This is a genomic window from Rhizobium sp. N731 (genome assembly GCF_001664145.1).
GTDB classification, from domain to species: Bacteria; Pseudomonadota; Alphaproteobacteria; order Rhizobiales; family Rhizobiaceae; genus Rhizobium; species Rhizobium esperanzae.
In genome coordinates this window covers 162,399-181,274 of sequence record NZ_CP013604.1, presented here as the reverse complement: position 1 = coordinate 181,274, position 18,876 = coordinate 162,399, and the positions used below count along the sequence as shown (strand labels likewise).

Genomic DNA, 18,876 nt, shown 5'->3' with positions numbered 1-18,876 from the left:
ATTAGCGACGCGGTCCAGAACATTGCGACATTGACCGCTATGTGTGAGATGACCTCGGCATAATTACTATAAGATTAACCCCTGTAGTGGTCTTGAACTGCGTTGCGCAGATCGGAACATCGTCGCGTTCAGGGGATCATCTGCAAGACAGATCTTGGGCCGAGGCAGTCGGATTTTCTGGAGAGTGCTGTTGCTACAAGCCTTGAGGACAGTCGAGCGTGCCGGCTGATCGTAGCTCGGTCGGCGCAATCTGCTTATGATATACGCAATGTTTCCGAGGGAAGTACCCCATAGCGCTTGCGATAGTCCGCAGAAAATCTGCCTCTATGCACGAAGCCCCATTTCAGAGCGACCTGCGTGACCGAGAGGCCAGGTTCGCCTGTCATCAGTTCCTGATGCACTAATTCCAACCGTAGGTGCTGCAGGAATGCCAGAGGGGTCGTATTCCGAAAGTTGCGAAAACCGCTTTGAAGAGTGCGTCGGCTTACGCCACAAGCCGTTGCGATTTCCTCAAGAGATAGCGGCCGAGTAATATTGGCACGCATATAGTCGACCGCCCGCTTAACGGCCTTGGGTAAGGGTGATTCAGCAACGCGGCATAACTCAGATGAGTAGCGATGCTGCGCAGCTTCGATCAAAAGCTCCATCGTCGTTTCAGTGAGGTGATGAAGTGCTATCGGTGATTGAAGGAGGGTTCCGTCTCGTAATCCAGCATACAGCACTGGTACCAGTTGAACCAAAAGGGAGCCGAACCCGACCGATAGGTCGATTTCTGGCGAAAAATCGAGGCTGCCTCTTATTGGCGTATTGAGCCGACATCCCAAACGGCGCGTCAGCTCATCATGGGCGATCCTAAGCCCCAAATGTTTCCTTGGCCCAATGAATTGGGTCGTACTCGCCGACATACTGTTCACGAAAACGCCCCGCGTTCCCTCTGACGGGATTTGTCTGCCGTCAACGGTAACGACCGATCGCCCATGTAGTGGAAGCATGATGATGTTTGCCTCCGCCGGTCCCCGGTGCTGGACCGTTAGGTCGCCCTCGTAGTGCGCGGCAATAACCGCAATCGGACCATTGGTAATCGCATGTACATCGTAGGCGATCGTCTTATCGCCATGTACATGCGCTTCAGATTGCGGGGAAAGCCTCGAAAGCGCTGCCGCGAGTTCCTCGCTGCAGGTACCTTTGAGCGAGAAATGGTCAATCTTAGAGGGGGACACTCTCAACTCTCCACATCATCACTTCTTCCCGAAACGGTATTCAAGCATGAGGCCCGCCTATCGCTAACGACAGGCGGACAGGGCAATTGACTTGTCGCGGCCAGTCCTCGCCGTGAATTCGACGCAGTCGAAGTCGCCTAAGTTGATAGTGCGAAGATCAATCATTGTTATATATGGAACTCCGACAGAATTGTTACCTGCTGCCAACCATCGCTTCGCAACCGATTCCCAAATGTCTGGCCTTTGATGGTCTCCATTCACGGCCCAGCAGACTCGGGCGTGCTCGCGCTAGCGACTAAACCTCATCCTTTAAGGTTTCTTTTTGCGTGATCAAACGTGCGGAGTGATGGCCGGAAACAAAGATCCATAGCCAGCTTAGTCCCACTGCCAATCTGCTCCTCGTACCTATCAGGAAGTAGATATGGGCAAGCCCCCAAATCCACCATGCAATTCCGCCCTTGAGCCGGATTTTCCCGAAGTCGATAACAGCCGAATTCGGCCCGATGGTAGCCAGGTTTCCCAGATGCCTATATCTGAACGCACTTGGAGTGGGTGTACCCAGACGTCGTGCTTCAATTACCGAAGCGACATATTTGCCTTGCTGTTTGGCGGCGGGAGCCACTCCGGGGACGGGTGTTCCATCAGCGGCCTTCACGGAGGCAGTATCTCCAATAATAAAAATCTCGGGCTTACCGCCAACAGTCAGATCTGGCTGCACGACCGCCCTACCCGCCCTGTCCTTTTCAGCACCGACCCAGGCGGCGGCGTTCGACGCTTGCACCCCCGCAGCCCAGATGACGGTCCGGCTTGAAACGAACTCATCTCCGATCGCGATGCCGTTCTCGTTGCATGCCGTCACGGGAATGCCTGTTCTCACTTCGACGCCCATCTTGATTAGCGACTGCTCGGCATATCTCGAAAGTGCTTCCGGGAACACGGGTAGGACACGTGGACCTGCCTCGATGAGAAGGATGCGCGCCGATCTGGTGTCGATGCTACGGAACTCCTCAACAAGGGTTCGTTGGGCCAGTTGCGCTATAATCCCAGCCATCTCCACGCCTGTCGGGCCTGCTCCGATTATGCTGAACGTGAGCATTGCCTTCCGCCGTTCGGGATCAGTCTCCAATTCGGCCTTCTCAAACGCGAGAAGAAGCCGCCGCCGGATGGTCGTCGCGTCTTCGAGTGCCTTTAGCCCGGGCGCAAACGGCTCCCACTCGTCCCGGCCAAAATAGGCGTGCCTTGCACCTGTCGCGAGAACGAGCGTGTCATAGGGAATAGCATTCCCATCCTTGAGCGATACTACGCGTGCCTCGGTATCAACGCCAACAACCTCGCCCAGCAGCGTCGATACATCCTTTCGTCCTCTGAACAATGCTCTGATGGGCCAGGCTATCTCCGAGGTTGCCAATACAGTCGTGGCAACTTGGTAGAGGAGCGGTTGAAAGAGGTGATGGTTGCGCCTGTCGACGATCGTTATGGAAGTGTCGGGACACTTGAGGTCCTTCGCTAACTGGAGTCCGGCAAAGCCACCGCCGACTACGACAACTCGATGCGTATCCATTTCGTCTCCCTCAAACCTGCGCGCTCGGGGCGCGCGCCTCGTAGAAATGGCCATTGCGCCCGATCAGTCGCTGATACGGGTATTTACATTAATCGACGGTGGACTCACCAACAGTGGAAGAAGAGGCTCCAGCACCCGCTTGACATTAGGATGTTCGCCATGGCCAACGACAGCCGCCTCATTCTGCCAGCCGTCTAAGATGATGAAAGTGTTCGGATCGTCCGACCGCTGGTAGAGGTCGTAGTAGAGACAACCAGACTCTTCGCGGGCGGGTCCAATGAATTCCTGAAGGAGTTCTTTTACGCGATTTCGATTTTGGGACGTGGTTTTGAATTCCACGACAAGGTGCTGTTCCTCTGACTTCTTCGATGTCATTTGCGCTGGCTCCTAATTGAAAACGACGACCGGCTTGATCACTCGCCCGGCTTCGGCGTCCGCGATCGCTTCGTTGATCTTCTCGAAGGGATACTTGGTGATCAATTTTTGGAAGGGGAAAAGCCCAGCCTGATTAAGATCCATCATCTGCGGAATGAACAGCTGTGGAATCTGATCACCAAGGATCGCACCCTGGATCTTGCGATTGAACACCATTAGATCGAGGGGGATGGGAATGTCGTTCCCGAGCGCGTCGAGGCCGAGCAAGACAACGTGCCCGCCGGCACGGGTGCACTTGATCGAGTTCAGAATAACCGGAATGATGCCAACTGCGTCGATCGCGAAGTCGGCACCGCCGCCCGTCAGCGCATGGATCTGGTTGACTACGTCGGGATCTTTGCCGTTGATCGCATGTGTGGCACCAAGCCCCATGGCCATGTCTAGCCTCTGCTGATTCAGATCTATGATGATAATCTTGCTGCACCGACGAACTTTGGCGGCCATCACGGCGGCCATGCCGACAGCACCTGCGCCGAAAACGGCTATCGTCGACCCTATTTCCGGCTTCATCGCGTTTATCACTGTTCCTGCACCCGTTGCCATGCCGCACCCGAGTGGCGCAGCGTCGGTAAGGTCGAGGTCTGTTTTCGGCAAAAGCGCTGCATTGTTTTCAGTCGCAAGGATATGCGTCGCAAAGGACGACTGGCCCACGAAATTGCTGCCAATGCCAACTTCATCGCAGAGCAATGCCTTCTTACCATTCGGACGAAGCCCCGTAAGATTGTACTGGGTATAGTTTTGGCAGTTCATTGGGTGAGAACGGCGGCAGTCGGCGCAGAATCCGCATGAGCTCTGGCTCAGTGCGACGTGATCACCCACTTTGAGGCTCTGAACTTCTGGTCCGACCGCCTCGACGACGCCGACGCCTTCGTGCCCCGGGATCACCGGTGCCGGCGGGCCAAAAATACCGTCGCGAAGCAGCAAGTCCGTGTGGCAGATCCCGCTCGCAACCGTGCGAACCAGGATCTCGTTGCCTTCGGGGTCAGCCAGTTCGAGTTCACGGAATTCCAGCGGGCTCTTTGGTTTCACGGCGACAGCCGCAGTGATTTTCACCATTATATTCTCCTGCGTTCTCCCGCAATTGCTACGGGAATGGCTTGATCGGCCCGACGGACTAGACGCGACCCGCGCGCGCACCGTAGATGATTGCGGCAAATGCAATGATCACGCCCTGGACGATAAGCTTGCCCGGCTCCTGGATGCCGAAGACGGTCAGCATCGCGAACAGGAAGCTGAAGGCAACGACGGCAACGAACGGCCCGGCGACGCCGCCCCGGTCGACGCCGAACGTCACACCGCCGAGGATCGTGGCGGCGAGCGCATTCATGAAGGTGTCGAAGCCTGGCTTGATGGTGCCGACCGCCAACGCGGATACCTGGACCAGGGCCGCGATGCCTGTCAGGGCGCCCGCGAGCGTGTGCGAGACAAAAATCGTACGTGCCAACGGAATTCCTGTAGTTTCCGCCGCCCTCGGATTGTCGCCGACGGCCCTGAAGTAACGCCCGACGATGAGAAAGCGAAATGCGATAGAAATCAGGGCGGCGATGACGATCCACAGGACCACGGAATAGGAAAGGCCGTGGATATTGCCGCTCGTAAGTATTCGAAGCCAGCTTGGCGTTGAACCGGGCGCGCGGCCGGCGCTCATGTATTGGACGATCCCAATCAGAATGGCCGAAACACTTAGTGTGGAGATAACGGCAGAAGCGCGCACGTATGCTACGAGTATTCCGTTTACACCCCCCACAGCTAGCCCAATCACAACAGGCATGAGGACGGTCATTAGCGGTGGATAGTTGTTGAGCTGGCCCGAGCTGGCCAGATAAATCGCGAACGCGAAAATACCGCTGACAGAGAGATCGATGGATCGCACCCGCATGACAAGCGACTGGGCGAGCACCGCGATCCCGAGCGGCGCTGACTGCTTGAGGATTACAAACCAGTAGTTGGGATTTATGAGCGTGGCGCTCACTGCTGGAGCAACCGCAACCAGGATTGCGAGCACATAGTATGCGGGCGGTAGCCCGAGTATCCACGAAATGGCGCTCTTACCCCTCAATAAGCGAGATGGTGCTTCAGTTTTCGAGTCTGATGTGGTCATCGAGAAGTCCATCTCTTTCAAAGTCCGATTGTTTTGCGTCGCTGCGAAACGACGAGTACGAGAAGCAACACACCCTTGACGACCGACTGAAGAAATGCAGAGACGTTGGCCAGATTCATCACATTATTCACTGTCCCGAGGATCGCCGCGCCAACGACGGTTCCCACAATGCTTCCGATGCCCCCGGCGAGGTGGACCCCACCCAATGCTGCAGCCGTTACAGACTCAATCCCGAATGAAGCGCCGCCCTTAGGATCACCCGATGCAAGGCGACCTGCAAGAAACATCCCCGCAGCGCATGCGAATAGAGCGGAAAGAACATACGCTTTGATGATGGTGCGCTCGACGGGAACACCGTTCATCCGTGCGTTGAAGTCATTGCCGCCGGAAGCGAAGAGGTAGAGGCCGAAGGGACGACGATAGAGAATCCAGGATGCGAAGAGCGATGCCGTGATCAACCAAAACAATGAGTTAGGTACGGGGCCGATGGATCCGGCTACCGAGCCGGAAAGCCACTCCGGAACGCGCCCACCTGGGATTGGCAAAATGATCAACGCGATACCTTGGCCGATGCCCATTGTTGTCAGCGTCATGATGATTGGATGTACATTGAGGCGCGCGACACCGTAACCGTTCGCTACTCCGAACCCCATCGCCACCGCGATGCAGATAAGCACGCGGGTTATCTCAGGAAGATCAAGCGTCATGATCGTCGTCGTTAGACTGATGACGGACCCAACCGACACGTCGAGGCCGCCAGTGAGAATGACGAACGTCTGACCGAGAGCCGAGATGACGAGCACCGTCGATTGCGCCAGGAGATTAGACAAATTCTCCGGATCCATGAAGTCCGGCAATAATATTACCGAGGCGACAACCATCACCAGGAGCGTTCCAATGGAAAGCCCGATCGCTCCCGCGCGATAAGGGAGCTTCAGGCGACTGGCAAATGAATTCATAAGTTATCCTCCTCAATGCACCGCAGCACGGGGATCCGGTGACGCACTCGCCCCCAGCGCAGTCTCGAGGATTCTTTCCTCGGTCGCCCCCTCTGCGGACATCTGCCCGACGATCTTCCTGTCATGAACGACCAAAATGCTGTCGCAGAGCCCTATAAGCTCAGCGTGCTCGCGCGACGAAACCACGACAGCACCGCCACGATCACTGAAGTCCCGCAGCAATCTGTAAATCTCTGCCTTTGCACCGACGTCGACGCCGCGCGTGGGCTCCTCAATAACGAGGATGTCCACTCCGGAGAGCAACCAGCGGCCCAGCAGCACCTTCTGCTGATTCCCGCCCGAGAGTTTACCTACGGGCGCATTGGGATCGGCGGCCGCAACTCGTAACGACTTGATCACCTCGCGGACCTTCGACACCGATCGCCACGCAACGCTTGCCATATTCCGATTGAGCTGTTTTCCCAGCGCGATGTTGTCGTAGATAGGCAGGCGCAGGAACAGCCCTTCCTGCTTCCTGTCCTCAGGGATAAAACCGATTCCTGATGCGACCGCGCGAGCGAACCCTGACCCTACATTCACCACATGCATGCTGTTGTCGGGGCCGGCACGCCACACGGCGATGGCCTTTGGCGATTCAACGCCCACAATGGCACGCATTATCTCTCGCTGGCCCTGTCCTTCGAGCCCTGCCAGCCCGATGATTTCACCTTTTCTGACAACGAAAGTGACTGTCGAGCTGCTGTCGTCGAGGCGCAAGTCCGAAACCTCCAGCATTGCCGCTCCGGTGGCCTGCGAGCGCGGCGGAAAGAAGTTCTGAAGTTCGCGACCAACCATTGTCGCTACCAGCGTTTGCAAGTTGAAGTCCTCCGCTCTTGCAGTCCTTACCCAAGCGCCATCTTTCATGACGGTGATGGTGTCGCATAGTTCGAAGACTTCATTCATGCGATGAGAGATGTAGACGACAGCCTTATGTTGAGCCTTAAGGTCGCGGATAACCTTGAAAAGATGCGCGACATCGGTCGAGTTCAACGCCGCCGTTGGCTCGTCGAAGATGAATACGTCCGCGTTCGACGTAAGTCCCTTCGCGATCTCTACTGCCTGCTGCTGCGCGACAGTCAGTGTCTCGACGATCGCGGTTGCGTCGAGCTGTGGAAATACGTCAGCCAGCAAAGCGCGAGCGCGTTTCACTACCTCGACGCTATCGATCGAACCGTCAATGCGACGAGGTTCGTGGCCCAGGAACATGTTCTCAGCAACGGTGAGATTGGGGATCAGGGTAAACTCCTGAAACACCGTCGACACTCCCGCCAACCGTGCCTCCTTAGGGGAACGGAAATTGACTTCCTCCCCGCGGAGCCGAACACTTCCTGCGCCCGGCTGATATACCCCCGCCAGAATACGCATCAGGGTGGACTTCCCCGCGCCGTTTTCCCCCATCAGAGCGTGCACGGAGCCACGTTCCAGGGAAAAGCGAACGTCCGAAAGGACTTTCGTGAAACCAAACGATTTGTTGATGCCGACCATCTCGACAAGCGTGCTCATGGGAATTTCCATCTTCGACAGGGATACGGGCACGAGTGATCGTGCCCGTAGTTCATCAAGCCTTGAAATAATCAAGGAGCTTTTCGTTCGGCATTTCGGTCGGCGCCCAGTACGCATCAGTGAGATCTGCGCGATAGAACTGGGAGAGCGTCTCGTCGGTGATCGGCTTGGGGCGGTTCGTCCAGTTACGCTGAATCGGCTTCCCATCCAGCAAGGCGAAGGCGGCCCGTAGCGCGGCAGTAGACAGAGCGGGTGGGCAAATCGGACCGATCGAGGAAAGTTTTTCGTCATTCCAACGACGCATCCAGCCGTTAAGTGCTTCGCCCGTGATTGGGGGGATCGTTGAGGCGCCAGCCTCCTGCAAGGCATCCAAAACGCCAAGAGACATGTTGGCTCCATCGGTCCAGATGCCCGCGACATCGGGGTCGGAGAGATACAAGCTTTCGGCGATCTTCTTTGAGTCCTCATAAGACCAGCTTCCGTGCTGGGTCGACGTGATCTGAAGTCCAGACTTGCTGAAGACTTCCATGGCGCCTGCATAACGATCTGCATCGATGGGATGCCCGGCGACGCCACGCAGAACCCATACCTTGCCCTTGTTGCCAAGCTTGTCGACGAGGAACTGAGCCATCACGCGCCCGAAATAGAAGTCGTCGCCCTGGACCTGAACCGTAAACTCCTCGGTGTCGACGCGTCCGAGATAGACTACGGTTGGAATGCCAGCAGCCTTTGCCTTCTTGATGCCCTCGACGGCGGAACCGGTGGTTAGCGGTGCGATGATGATCGCATCGACCTTCTGGGCGATCAGATCCTCGATATCGGCAACTTGTTTGGAGGCATTGAGATCAGCGCTCCGGAACTGGTAATCAGCGATCCGATCCTTGTTCTTTTTTACTTCATATTCGGCTTCAAACGCCGTCTGGTAGGTATGCGTTGAACCAGCGAGGCCGTAGTGGCTGTGTCCGATCTTCCACGGGCCTGACTTCTTGAACTTACCCGCGTCGACAATTGGGTTGGCGCCTTCGGAGGGCCAAGTGTCAGGTAGGAGACTGATCGCGTCGTCGGCGCGAAGAATCCCCGGCATTCCGAACGTGCCGGCTACAGCAATTGCGCCGCTCGCTTGTAGAAATGTACGTCTCTTCATGAAAATTCCTCCTCCGGCCGCTCTGGGCGGCATTGTCTGTTAAGGCGAGAGCCTTGCCTTCCCAAGCCGTGCCGGACTCTCCTCAATACGGCGGAGTGCATTGGTATGAACTATCAGACAATCTGTCAATAAATATAAACTTCGACGTTTGTTTTTTTCGACATCGTTTTGTTTTCACTTGCACATAGTCGCACTTGACGGATTGTCCGATAGTGCGACAATATTCGTGTTCGCTAAATCGATGGGAGGGTTATGAATGTCCACTCTGGTGATTGTCCGGCATGGCCAAAGCGAAGGGAACGCGCGCGGGGAGTTCACGGGTACGAGCGACGTTCCGCTCACACAGGAGGGCTGGTCTGAGAGCAGGCGAGCCGGCTCACTGCTCGCGAACCTCGGCATCTCGTTCGATATTGCGTTTAGCTCTGCCCTCTTGCGCACAGTCGACACTTGCAGAGCGATTTTGAACGAAACCAACGGCGATCTGCTGGAGCCAATCAGGAGAACCGAGTTGAACGAACGCGACTACGGACAGCTCACCGGCATCAACAAGAACGTGGCACGTGAGCGGTGGGGCCAGGATGTTGTCCAGGTTTGGCGCCGCTCGTACAGCACTCCACCACCTGGGGGAGAAAGCATACGGGACATAAGCGCGAGGGTTCTGCCCTTTTTGATAAGCGAAGTGTTCCCCCCCTTGTTGAGAGGGAAATCGGTTCTTGTGGTGGCCCACGGGAATACGATCAGGTCACTAAAGCAGGGCATCGAACGCCTCACGATCCAGGATACGCTCGCTATTGAGTCACCGACCGCCGCGCCAACTGTATACCGGATCGCGTCGGACCTCTCGATCATCGAGAAGACTAACGTCCTGGTTGGTACTGTCTGTTAAGCCTGGCTGGCAGTAGCATCGTTTGTAGTCGGTTGAACTTGGCAATACCGGTGTCTCGAAGCTGTCGATAGCCTTCAGAACCGGCTCGACGTCGGCAAGCGACGCCATCCGGCTCGCCTCACACGTTGCTACTAAATTTTCGTCTGCCGATCTTTCAGCCCAAAGCGGGACAAGACGCATGCTCCCTTTCGAACATGCATCGGAACCCTTTGATCACTTCAAATCAGCGTTCACTCGTGACTTTGCAAAAATGCAGCCCTGCTCCGGTTGAACTGATCTAATTTATAGAGTAATTATTGACTGATTGTCTGACGATGAGTACGTTCGCGCGAATTGCGTTGTGAGCCTTGGAGGACAGTTACATGAAGCAGGCATATGCGGCGGTCTCGCGCGAAAAGGCGAAGCCCTTGATCTTGGAGTGCATAGGGATTGAGGAACCTCGTGCAGACGAGATTTTGGTCCGCATCGTCGCATCGGGGGTATGTCATACCGACCTGGTGGTCAGGGACCAGGGATATGACGTACCTCAACCTGTTGTGTTGGGACACGAAGGCTCTGGCGTCGTCGAGGCCGTCGGGAGCGCAGTTAAAGATCTTGTGCCCGGTGATCACGTTGCTTTGAGCTACGCCTATTGCGGCAAGTGCGAAAAGTGCCTTTCCGGTACACCTTTCTACTGCGAGGACTTCTTCGGTCGCAATTTCCGCGGCACTCGTCCGGATGGCACCTGCCCGATCCATGATTCTCACGGGAAACAGATTAGTGGCTGCTTCTTCGAGCAGTCGTCATTTGCAACCTACGCCATCGCCAGCGAACGAAACGCCGTGAAGGTTGCAAAGGATGTTCCACTCGAGTTGATCGGACCGCTCGGGTGCGGGCTTCAGACCGGTGCTGGCGCGGTACTGAATTGCCTCAAGCCGAAGCCCGGCTCGTCAATAGCAGTGTTCGGTGCTGGTGCGGTTGGCATGGCGGCTACGATGGCCGCGAAAATCGCCGGATGCGCGACCATCATCGTGATCGACTTGAACGATGAACGGCTGGAACTTTCGCGCGAACTCGGGGCGACGCACACGATAAATGCCCGCAGATTGGACAGCGTTGCCGCGATCAGGAAGATCGTCCCCGCAGGCGTTGATTTCAGCTTGGAATGCACGAGTTCGCCGCGAGTTTTCCGTCAGGCAGTCGACTGCCTTGGTACGCCGGGAACATGCGGTCTCGTTGGCTCGTCCGCTCTCGGCACTGAAGGCACGATCGATATCGGGAACTTCCTTTTCGGCCGCACATTGATCGGCGTTGTCGAAGGACAAAGCGTTCCGTCCGAGTTCGTCCCGCAGTTGATCGAGTATTGGCAGCAGGGACTTTTCCCGTTCGACAAACTGGTTCAGTTCTATGACCTCGACCAGATCAACGAGGCGATGGCTGATTCCGAGAGCGGCAAAGTCATTAAGCCGATCCTTCGCATGAAGCATTAGTTTTGCGAGACTTTTCGAAAGACAAGACGGACCGCGATTAAATGCGATCCGTCGGAACAGCCGTGCTCAAGACGCCTGGCAGGGCCCACGCAAAAGCTCTAGAGTCTGTCAGGTTTATTTTGAACCATACCCTGCATGTCTGAGGTAGTTGGAGCACTCTTGGGGACTGAACGTCTTCAAGAGTTCTCCAATGCGTCTCCATGTTGTTTCAACGGTTCGTTCGTCTGCCTTTCTGACGAGTGTCTTGAGCTTTGCGAACATCATCTCGATGGGATTGAGGTCGGGGCTGTAGGGCGGCAGGAAGAAGAGATGTGCACCGACATCTCGGATCGCATCGCGGGCCGGCTTTCCTTTGTGGCTTCCGAGATTGTCGAGGATGACGATGTCACCGGCTTTGAGTGTCGGGACCAGACATTGCCGAACCCATGCGGTGAAAGCGATGCCATTGATGGGACCATCGAGGACGAAGGGGGCAACGATGCTATCGCGGCGTAAGCCGGCCAGGAAGGTCAGTGTCTTCCAATGACATGAGGGACTTCTGCAATGAGGGGCTCTCCCCGCTGACACCATCCGCAGGTGCGTGTCATATTGGTCTTGACCCAGGTCTCGTCGATGAAGACGAGACGGTCCGGATCAAGCCGATGCTGATGGGTCTTCCACCGCATCCGGAACCGGGCCACCTTCGGGCGGTCTTGCTCGCTTGCCACCAGCGTTTTTTTTGAAGGTCTTGCCTTCGCTGCGCAGAAAGCGCCAGACGGTGTCGTGAGACACGTTGATCCCCGCAGCCTTCAGGTCCGCCGACAGTGCGCGCACCGTCCAGTCGGACTTGACTTGTAGCCGCTGACGCACGGCGTCGGCGGCCGCACCCCTCAGTGTCGGTTTGACATAGCCGCCGATCTTCGCCGGCGCCAGGCCTTTACCTGAACGATCGAGCTGTCCGATCCGTACCGCTGTCGCAGCCGATATGCCGAACCGCTCCGCTGCGGCGCGAACCGTCATGCCATCATTCAACGCTGTAGCAATGCGCGTTCGCAAATCCAGAGAAAGAGGTCGCACCATCATCGCTGGCCTCCACACCAGCAATGACCTTGAATCACAAAATCAAAGACAAGGGAATCTCCGCACGATTCCGATTAGCGCTGACAGACTCTAGGACTCTGCCGGTCAAAGGCGGCCCCCTACAATCACCGGCAGGTAAGTGGCGAGGGCGGCTCCGTTATCCAAGGGGTCCAGAGAACACCTGCGCGCCAAACACTGAAAAGACGTTGTTCCGGCCGACGTGTTCAGCTGACGTGTCCTGGTCCAACAGGTGGCCAAACCGATCGCGCTTTGTCTTAAGATAAGTGATGTTGGACGCGCTAGATGCGGCGATCAGACTCTGGCGAGACGACACGATGACGCCTGACGTTCGCAGCGCCTCTATTTTTGTAGGATTGTTGGTCAGAAGCCGAACGCTGCCGATACCGAGGTCGCGGATGATATCCGCCGCTGCGTTATATTCGCGGGAATCAGATGCGAAGCCGAGTTCCCGATTTGCCTCAAGAGTATCACGACCATGATCCTGCAGGCTGTAAGCCGCAATTTTGTTTCCTAAGCCAATGCCACGCCCCTCTTGCCCACGCATGTAGATCACGCAACCAGCGCCCGCTAACTGGACCGCCCGAAGAGCCATTTCGAGCTGTTGACCGCAGTCGCATCGCATGGACCGGAACGCCTCACCTGTCAGACATTCAGAATGCACCCGTACCAGAACGTCTTCCTTCTCGCACAACTCGCCAAGTGTCAAAGCTAAGTGTTCCGTTCCCGTCAAACTATCGCGATAAGCAATTGCCTTGAAATCCCCAAACCGCGTTGGCATAAAGGACTGCGCGTAACGCTTTACCCTCGTATCACGACTCCTGCAGTACTCAATCAAAGCGTCGATCGTTACTATGTGCAGGCCATGTTCGATTGCGAACTTCTCGAGATCTGGCAGTCGAGACATGGTTCCGTCGTCATTGGCGATCTCGCAGATTACGCCAGCCGGCGCCAGGCCGGCAAGTCGTGCAAGATCCACGGCAGCTTCGGTGTGGCCAGGACGGCCCAGGACACCGAGACGATTTGCACGCAAAGGAAAAATGTGACCCGGTCGCGATAAGTCTTCCGGCCGCGTCTGCGGATCGATGAGCGACTTGACGGTTGCTGCTCGATCTTCGGCTGAAATCCCTGTCGTTGTGCCGTGTTTGCAATCGACGGAAACGGTAAATGCCGTCTGCAGTGAGTCCGAATTACGTGTGACCATCAGGGGGATCTCGAGTTTGTCGAGACGTTCGGCTGGAAGTGGCACGCAGATAAGGCCTCTCGCATATTTCATCATGAAAGCGATGTGCTCAGCTGTTATTTTTTCGGCAGCAACGACTAGGTCGCCTTCATTCTCCCGGTTTTCGTCGTCGACCACGATAACCATCTCGCCCGCTTCGATCGCCTCGATCGCCTCATCTATGCTCGAAAAAGACATGGAATCCTCCTCCTTATTATGGGCTGACGGCGCGACGCGCGGCATCGAGCTCTCTGTCGACAAGCGCGCGCAGGTTCTCAGAAAGAGCATCGTTCTGAAAATCTTCATCGAGAGCGAAAATGAAACGGCTATGTATTTGCGCTTCGAAAAAGTCGAATAAGGCTTCCATCGAGGCTTCGACGAGCGGCTTGTGACTCGATGCTTTACCGGTTGCAAAAGGGATCACATAGCGGCCCTTAAGCGCTTTCATGTCGACAAGGTCGAATAAATGCTTCAGCAACCCAGTGTAAGATGCTTTGTAGACCGGACTACCAACAACTAGCACGTCACTAGCCAAAATATCGTTGAGTGCCGCTTTAACAATCTCAGCGGCGCTGGAGGGCAACACTGTTGCCCCAAGGTGCGGATGAAGGTCGACAAGGTCCCAGCAGCTTGCTTCGTTGCCGGACGCGCGCACCCGATCCACCATGAAGTCTGCTACGGCCCGGGTTTTCGAGGGGCGCGATAAATTCCCCGTTATCACAACAACTTTCATGTCACAGGACTCCCAACATTCTCGCATAAGACAATCTTACAATTTTCACTCACACCGCAATGGAGGTCGTTGAGGACCCGTGGGGGCAAAAATAGTCCTGCGGTGTCCTGAGCCCTCACAACCCGTAATTTCCCAACCTCGAAGGCTGGATTGCTTCGCAGAAGTCTTCTGTCTCGTACGACTTTATTCTCTCAATGGGTGGGCTCGCCGTGCAAACGCACCTACTGTCTGCAATCCCTGCCGCTTTTACCGACCCAGCACGTTTGCGTTAGAACCTCCTGGACACGGAATGAGGCGTTGCCGCTTGATATACGGTCGCCGTGGCTCCACCTCAGTTACGACAGGTAGTATCCCGGTCACTTACGGGAACTCTGGTGAGCTTGCCTTCGATGGATCATGGGCGAGCCAAGGTGCCGCATGCGATACCCATACGTTTGACATCGGCACACTTCCAGGATCGGTATCGAACGTGCCGGCTCTAACGACTTTGAGCTCCGGGCTGGCCGGCCGCTCCGCATAAACGTGCGAGCCACATACCGAACAAAACCACCGCAGCTTTCCAGGCGTCGATTCGAAGCTATGAAGCGTATCTTGGCCTGTAAGGATCTTGAAGTGCTCGCTTTTCACCTTCGCAGCGGTATTGTGATCAGCGGCGTGTGACTTCCGGCATGTTTGACAGAAGCAATTCCACATGGGTCCATCAATTTCCTGAACCTGGTACGTAACCGCTTTGCATTGGCATGATCCGAAGATTGGCATCGGGTATCCTTTCACTGATTCATTACGTTGATTTCAAATTTCTCGTCGCCGCTAAGCCAGCGTTTGATGTTGCGCGCAGCCTGGCGGATGCGGTGTTCGTTCTCGACGAGCGCCAGACGGACGTAGTCGTCGCCCATTTCGCCGAAGCCGATACCCGGTGCAACGGCGACGTCGGCCTTCTCGACCAGCAGCTTGGAAAACTCCAGCGAACCGAGATGACGGAACTTTTCCGGGATCTTCGCCCAGGCGAACATGGTGGCGGCCGGCGGCGGCACGTCGAAGCCGGCCTTGCCGAAGCTTTCGACCATGACGTCGCGACGACGCTTGTAGACGTTGCGAACCTCCGCAATGTCGGAACCGTCGCCGTTCAGCGCATGGGTCGCGGCCACCTGGATCGGCGTGAAGGCGCCGTAGTCGAGATAGGACTTGACGCGGGTGAGCGCCGCGATCAGCCGCTCGTTGCCGACGGCAAAGCCCATGCGCCAGCCGGGCATGGAAAAGGTCTTCGACATCGAGGTGAATTCGACCGTCACATCCATTGCACCCGGCACTTCGAGAACCGATGGCGGCGGAGCGCCGTCGAAGTAGATCTCGGAATAGGCAAGGTCGGAAAGCACGATGATGTCATGCTTCTTGGCGAAGGCGACGACGTCCTTATAGAAATCGAGCGTCGCGACGAGGGCCGTCGGGTTCGACGGATAGTTGAGGATCAGCGCCAGCGGCTTCGGGATCGAATGCCGGACCGCCCGCTCCAGCGGCGGGAAAAAGCTCTCATCCGGCTCAACCGACATGGAGCGGATCACGCCGCCCGCCATCAGGAAACCGAAGGCGTGGATCGGATAGGTCGGATTCGGGCAGAGGATGACGTCGCCAGGCGCGGTGATCGCCTGCGCCATGTTGGCGAAGCCTTCCTTGGAGCCCAAGGTGGCGACCACCTGGGTATCCGGGTTGAGCTTGACGCCGAAGCGGCGGGCATAATAGGCGGCCTGGGCACGGCGCAGCCCCGGAATGCCCTTGGAGGAGGAATAACGGTGGGTGCGCGGATCCTGCACGACCTCGCACAGCTTGTCGACGATCGACTGGGGAGTCGGAAGGTCAGGGTTTCCCATGCCGAGATCAATGATATCGGCGCCGCCCGCTCGCGCGCTTGCTTTCAAACGGTTGACCTGTTCGAAAACATAAGGCGGCAAACGTTGAATTCTGTGAAAGTCCAGCACACTATTTCCAATCAAATCGCAGATACCTCCCGCGCCGATTATAGAAACCGACGCGGGAGGCTGGGAGGTCTCCTTCCGGAGAACATTCATTACTTCTTCGGCCGCCAAGCTAACGGATCTTCAGGACGTTCGAAGTAGTTTGCAGCGACGTCTGCAGGCCACCAGCCGCTGTTCTTCGGCTCGATCCAATCCGTGGAATTGGGATCGCAATCTTCCTTCAGCACTTCCTTCACGTCATCAATGGTGTAAGGAAGCGCAGGACGAAGAATCGACTGGATCTTTGGTCCCTGGCCTTCGAGCGTTCGCATCATGACGTCCCACACAAGGCGGGCATCAGACCGCGGCGGCCAGAAATGGAAGCTCTTGCTTATGAAATCAGGGTTCTTACGCCAGTAGCAGGCTGCGGAAGCCTCACCCCCGAGCACGATAGGCATCATGTCGCGGCCGGATTGCTGTACTGCGTTCACGACACCGTTTTCTGAAGCGGACTGAACGAGAATGCCATTAACCTCAGCAAGATTGGTGGCAAGAAACTTCTGAACCTCAACCTGGGCGACCTGGTCGGTCCATTTGCCAGCTATCGTGCCTACAATTTTGATACCGGGGAATTTATCGAACGCGTTCTTCGCGCCGATGTCGAAGCTGTCCGATGATGCGAAACCGGGGATGCCCGATACCATCAGGACGTTGCCTTTTTCACCGATTTCCTTGGCAAGCCATTCAGCAGCCTTGTAACCACCGTCGGTGTTATTCTCTGTGGCATTGATTGCGTAGGGTGATGTGACATAGCCCGAGACTGAGAAGACTGGCACGCCTTTCGAATGAGCATACTCTATGGTCTTGTTAAGTGCGGTAATGTTCGAGCAGCAAATGACGATCGCATCAACACCGTCGTCAACCATCTGCCGCATCTGCTGGATTTGGACAGCGTCTTTGAGGTCAGACTGCGTGACGATTAGATCGGAGACTAGGCCTGCTTCCTTATATTTCGGAAGCAATACGTTGGTGAATTCGTCCAGGATGTTCGCGCGCCAGGTATTACCGGCATATGTGGATGCATAACCAATTTTCCACGGCGGTGGACGTTTTGGAACAAAATCCTTGTACACCGTCCCCCCGAGCGGAATGGCGGGATCGATATTCTCGTAAAGCGCCTTTTGGTCCGGCGGCAACGAATCGAGGCCGTCAGCCTTCGCCACGCCGTTCATGTGATAAAGGCTCGACAGCGTAAAAAGCGCTGCAACGATTTTCTTCAGCATTCAGGGCCTCCTCCCCTTGTGGTTCCGCTCAACCGCCGGCCCCTTTGGCCGCCAGCCGCGAAAATCCTGCCAGAATCTGGCAGAGTTCGTGTCGGGACAGCAATCGCCGTCCCGAGGACTGGTTCAGTTGCGCAGACCGGCTTGCTTGAGCAGCGGCATGACACGGTCGTTAAAGAAGGGAAGTTCCTCGTTGTAATCGACCATTGTCAGCAAGGCGCCGTTGACGCCTGTATTGCTGAGATCCACGAGCTTGTCGGCGACTTGTTCTGGATTGCCGACGATCGGGTATCCACCCCAGCCAGCGACGAAGCGTTCCTTGAATTTTTGATACATTTCGGCAGAATGGTTTTGAGATTGCACCTGCAGAACTTCACAGATGTTCTCGCATGCCTCCCAGTCACCCTTCTGGTTGACGTAGTAGTCGTAGTATTCCTTTGCTTCCTTCTCCGTTTCGCGAACGATAACGGGGCAAGCTGTGAATGTGCCAAGATCACGGTTATATTCATTACGCGCCAGGTCCTTCACCTTTTTGACCCAGGCAGCGCCGGATTCCATGTCTTGCATGAAGCCGAAGTTGAAGTCGCAGAACTTGGCGGTGAAATGCAGTCCCTTGCCCGAGGCGCCGGCGCAGATCAGGAGCGGGCGACCCGCCTTGTTGTAGGGTTTGGGTTCACTGAAGGCGTCTTTGACTTTGAGGAACTCGCCTTCGAAGGTAACGCCATTGCGTTTCCAGAGCGTCTCGACGATATCCATCCATTCAGTGGCGTATTCATAGCGGGTGTCGTGCTCCATCATAGGAACTCCGAACATTTCCATTTCGGGAGTGAACCAGCCGGTAACGAGATTGAGGCCGTATCGACCCTTCGAGATGTGATCGATTGTTGTCGCCATCTTGGTTGCAACAATCGGGTTTAGCGTCGGAATGTGAGTCGTTGAGAAGAACTGGAGCTTCGTGGTGACCGCCGCGAGAGCGGCCGCCCAGGTGAACGTATCCATGTTCACGCCATTGAAGTTTGAAGGACCGCCAAAACCACGCCAGCGTGCAATCGGCACCATGCATTCCCAACCGGCTGCCTCAAGCTTCTTTGCAATCTCGACGTTGTGGTCGAAGGTAGGTTCGAACGTTGTCTCAGCGAGCGTAATCGCGCATGCATTCGAGCAATTCGTGCCAAATACGCCGAGCTTGAGCTTGTTATCATTGAACATTGGGTTTCCGGCAGCGCGGAAATCGTCTTGTGCGGTCACTGTAGTCCCTCCTCGGGCCGGCAACGGATGATGCTCAGCCCACTCAA

At 56.1% G+C, this 18,876-nt stretch carries 16 protein-coding genes and 1 pseudogene; 2 read left to right on the top strand and 15 right to left on the bottom strand.

Features of this window, described 5'->3' with window-relative positions; all coding sequences use genetic code 11:
* Positions 1–254: 254 nt before the first annotated feature.
* From AMK02_RS24090 to AMK02_RS24055, 8 genes are all read right to left on the bottom strand, one after another.
* Entirely contained in the window at positions 255–1,220 is a 966-nt protein-coding gene (locus AMK02_RS24090) for a helix-turn-helix transcriptional regulator (protein WP_008534397.1), read from the bottom strand.
* Between the two features lie 295 nt (positions 1,221–1,515).
* Entirely contained in the window at positions 1,516–2,781 is a 1,266-nt protein-coding gene (locus AMK02_RS24085; protein WP_016737439.1) for an NAD(P)/FAD-dependent oxidoreductase, read from the bottom strand.
* Positions 2,782–2,844: 63 nt separating this feature from the next.
* Entirely contained in the window at positions 2,845–3,156 is a 312-nt protein-coding gene (locus AMK02_RS24080) for a putative quinol monooxygenase (RefSeq protein ID WP_004671505.1), read from the bottom strand.
* Positions 3,157–3,168: 12 nt separating this feature from the next.
* Positions 3,169–4,272 carry an NAD(P)-dependent alcohol dehydrogenase gene (locus AMK02_RS24075; RefSeq protein WP_004671507.1) on the bottom strand — a complete coding sequence of 368 codons (1,104 nt, stop codon included), beginning with the start codon at positions 4,270–4,272 and terminating at the stop codon, positions 3,169–3,171.
* A gap of 58 nt (positions 4,273–4,330) precedes the next feature.
* Entirely contained in the window at positions 4,331–5,329 is a 999-nt protein-coding gene (locus AMK02_RS24070; protein WP_029532395.1) for an ABC transporter permease, read from the bottom strand.
* A gap of 5 nt (positions 5,330–5,334) precedes the next feature.
* Positions 5,335–6,276, bottom strand: a complete 942-nt coding sequence (locus AMK02_RS24065; protein WP_004671512.1) for an ABC transporter permease — start codon at positions 6,274–6,276, stop codon at positions 5,335–5,337.
* Between the two features lie 12 nt (positions 6,277–6,288).
* Complete coding sequence (locus AMK02_RS24060; RefSeq protein ID WP_016737438.1) at positions 6,289–7,818, bottom strand: sugar ABC transporter ATP-binding protein; 1,530 nt, start codon at positions 7,816–7,818, stop codon at positions 6,289–6,291.
* Positions 7,819–7,873: 55 nt separating this feature from the next.
* On the bottom strand, positions 7,874–8,962 hold the full coding sequence (locus tag AMK02_RS24055) for a substrate-binding domain-containing protein (RefSeq protein ID WP_016737437.1): 1,089 nt from the start codon (positions 8,960–8,962) through the stop codon (positions 7,874–7,876).
* 256 nt (positions 8,963–9,218) lie between these two features.
* Between AMK02_RS24055 and AMK02_RS24050 the strand changes: the two genes are divergently transcribed.
* Complete coding sequence (locus AMK02_RS24050) at positions 9,219–9,848, top strand: 2,3-bisphosphoglycerate-dependent phosphoglycerate mutase (RefSeq protein WP_008534389.1); 630 nt, start codon at positions 9,219–9,221, stop codon at positions 9,846–9,848.
* Positions 9,849–10,210: 362 nt separating this feature from the next.
* The gene (locus tag AMK02_RS24045) at positions 10,211–11,317 is read left to right on the top strand and encodes an NAD(P)-dependent alcohol dehydrogenase (protein WP_016737436.1); all 1,107 of its coding nucleotides are present in this window, start codon (positions 10,211–10,213) and stop codon (positions 11,315–11,317) included.
* Positions 11,318–11,431: 114 nt separating this feature from the next.
* Here AMK02_RS24045 and AMK02_RS30545 read toward each other — a convergent pair.
* The 7 genes and pseudogenes from AMK02_RS30545 to AMK02_RS24010 form a co-directional block, all read right to left on the bottom strand.
* Positions 11,432–12,376: pseudogene (locus AMK02_RS30545) on the bottom strand (IS630 family transposase).
* A gap of 157 nt (positions 12,377–12,533) precedes the next feature.
* On the bottom strand, positions 12,534–13,814 hold the full coding sequence (locus AMK02_RS24030) for a bifunctional 3,4-dihydroxy-2-butanone-4-phosphate synthase/GTP cyclohydrolase II (protein ID WP_037145498.1): 1,281 nt from the start codon (positions 13,812–13,814) through the stop codon (positions 12,534–12,536).
* 16 nt (positions 13,815–13,830) lie between these two features.
* Positions 13,831–14,349, bottom strand: coding sequence for an NAD(P)H-dependent oxidoreductase (locus tag AMK02_RS24025; RefSeq protein ID WP_004671524.1), 519 nt, complete (start codon positions 14,347–14,349; stop codon positions 13,831–13,833).
* A gap of 360 nt (positions 14,350–14,709) precedes the next feature.
* Positions 14,710–15,108 (bottom strand): GFA family protein, encoded by a 399-nt coding sequence (locus tag AMK02_RS30540; protein ID WP_009987854.1) that lies wholly within the window; start codon positions 15,106–15,108, stop codon positions 14,710–14,712.
* 11 nt (positions 15,109–15,119) lie between these two features.
* A complete protein-coding gene (locus tag AMK02_RS24020) occupies positions 15,120–16,415 on the bottom strand; it encodes an LL-diaminopimelate aminotransferase (RefSeq protein WP_011053357.1) in 1,296 nt (431 codons plus the stop codon).
* Complete coding sequence (locus AMK02_RS24015) at positions 16,415–17,584, bottom strand: ABC transporter substrate-binding protein (protein WP_016737432.1); 1,170 nt, start codon at positions 17,582–17,584, stop codon at positions 16,415–16,417. Before AMK02_RS24015 ends, AMK02_RS24020 begins: the two co-directional genes overlap by 1 nt.
* Positions 17,585–17,707: 123 nt before the next feature.
* Positions 17,708–18,829, bottom strand: a complete 1,122-nt coding sequence (locus tag AMK02_RS24010) for an LLM class flavin-dependent oxidoreductase (protein ID WP_016737431.1) — start codon at positions 18,827–18,829, stop codon at positions 17,708–17,710.
* Positions 18,830–18,876 lie beyond the last annotated feature (47 nt).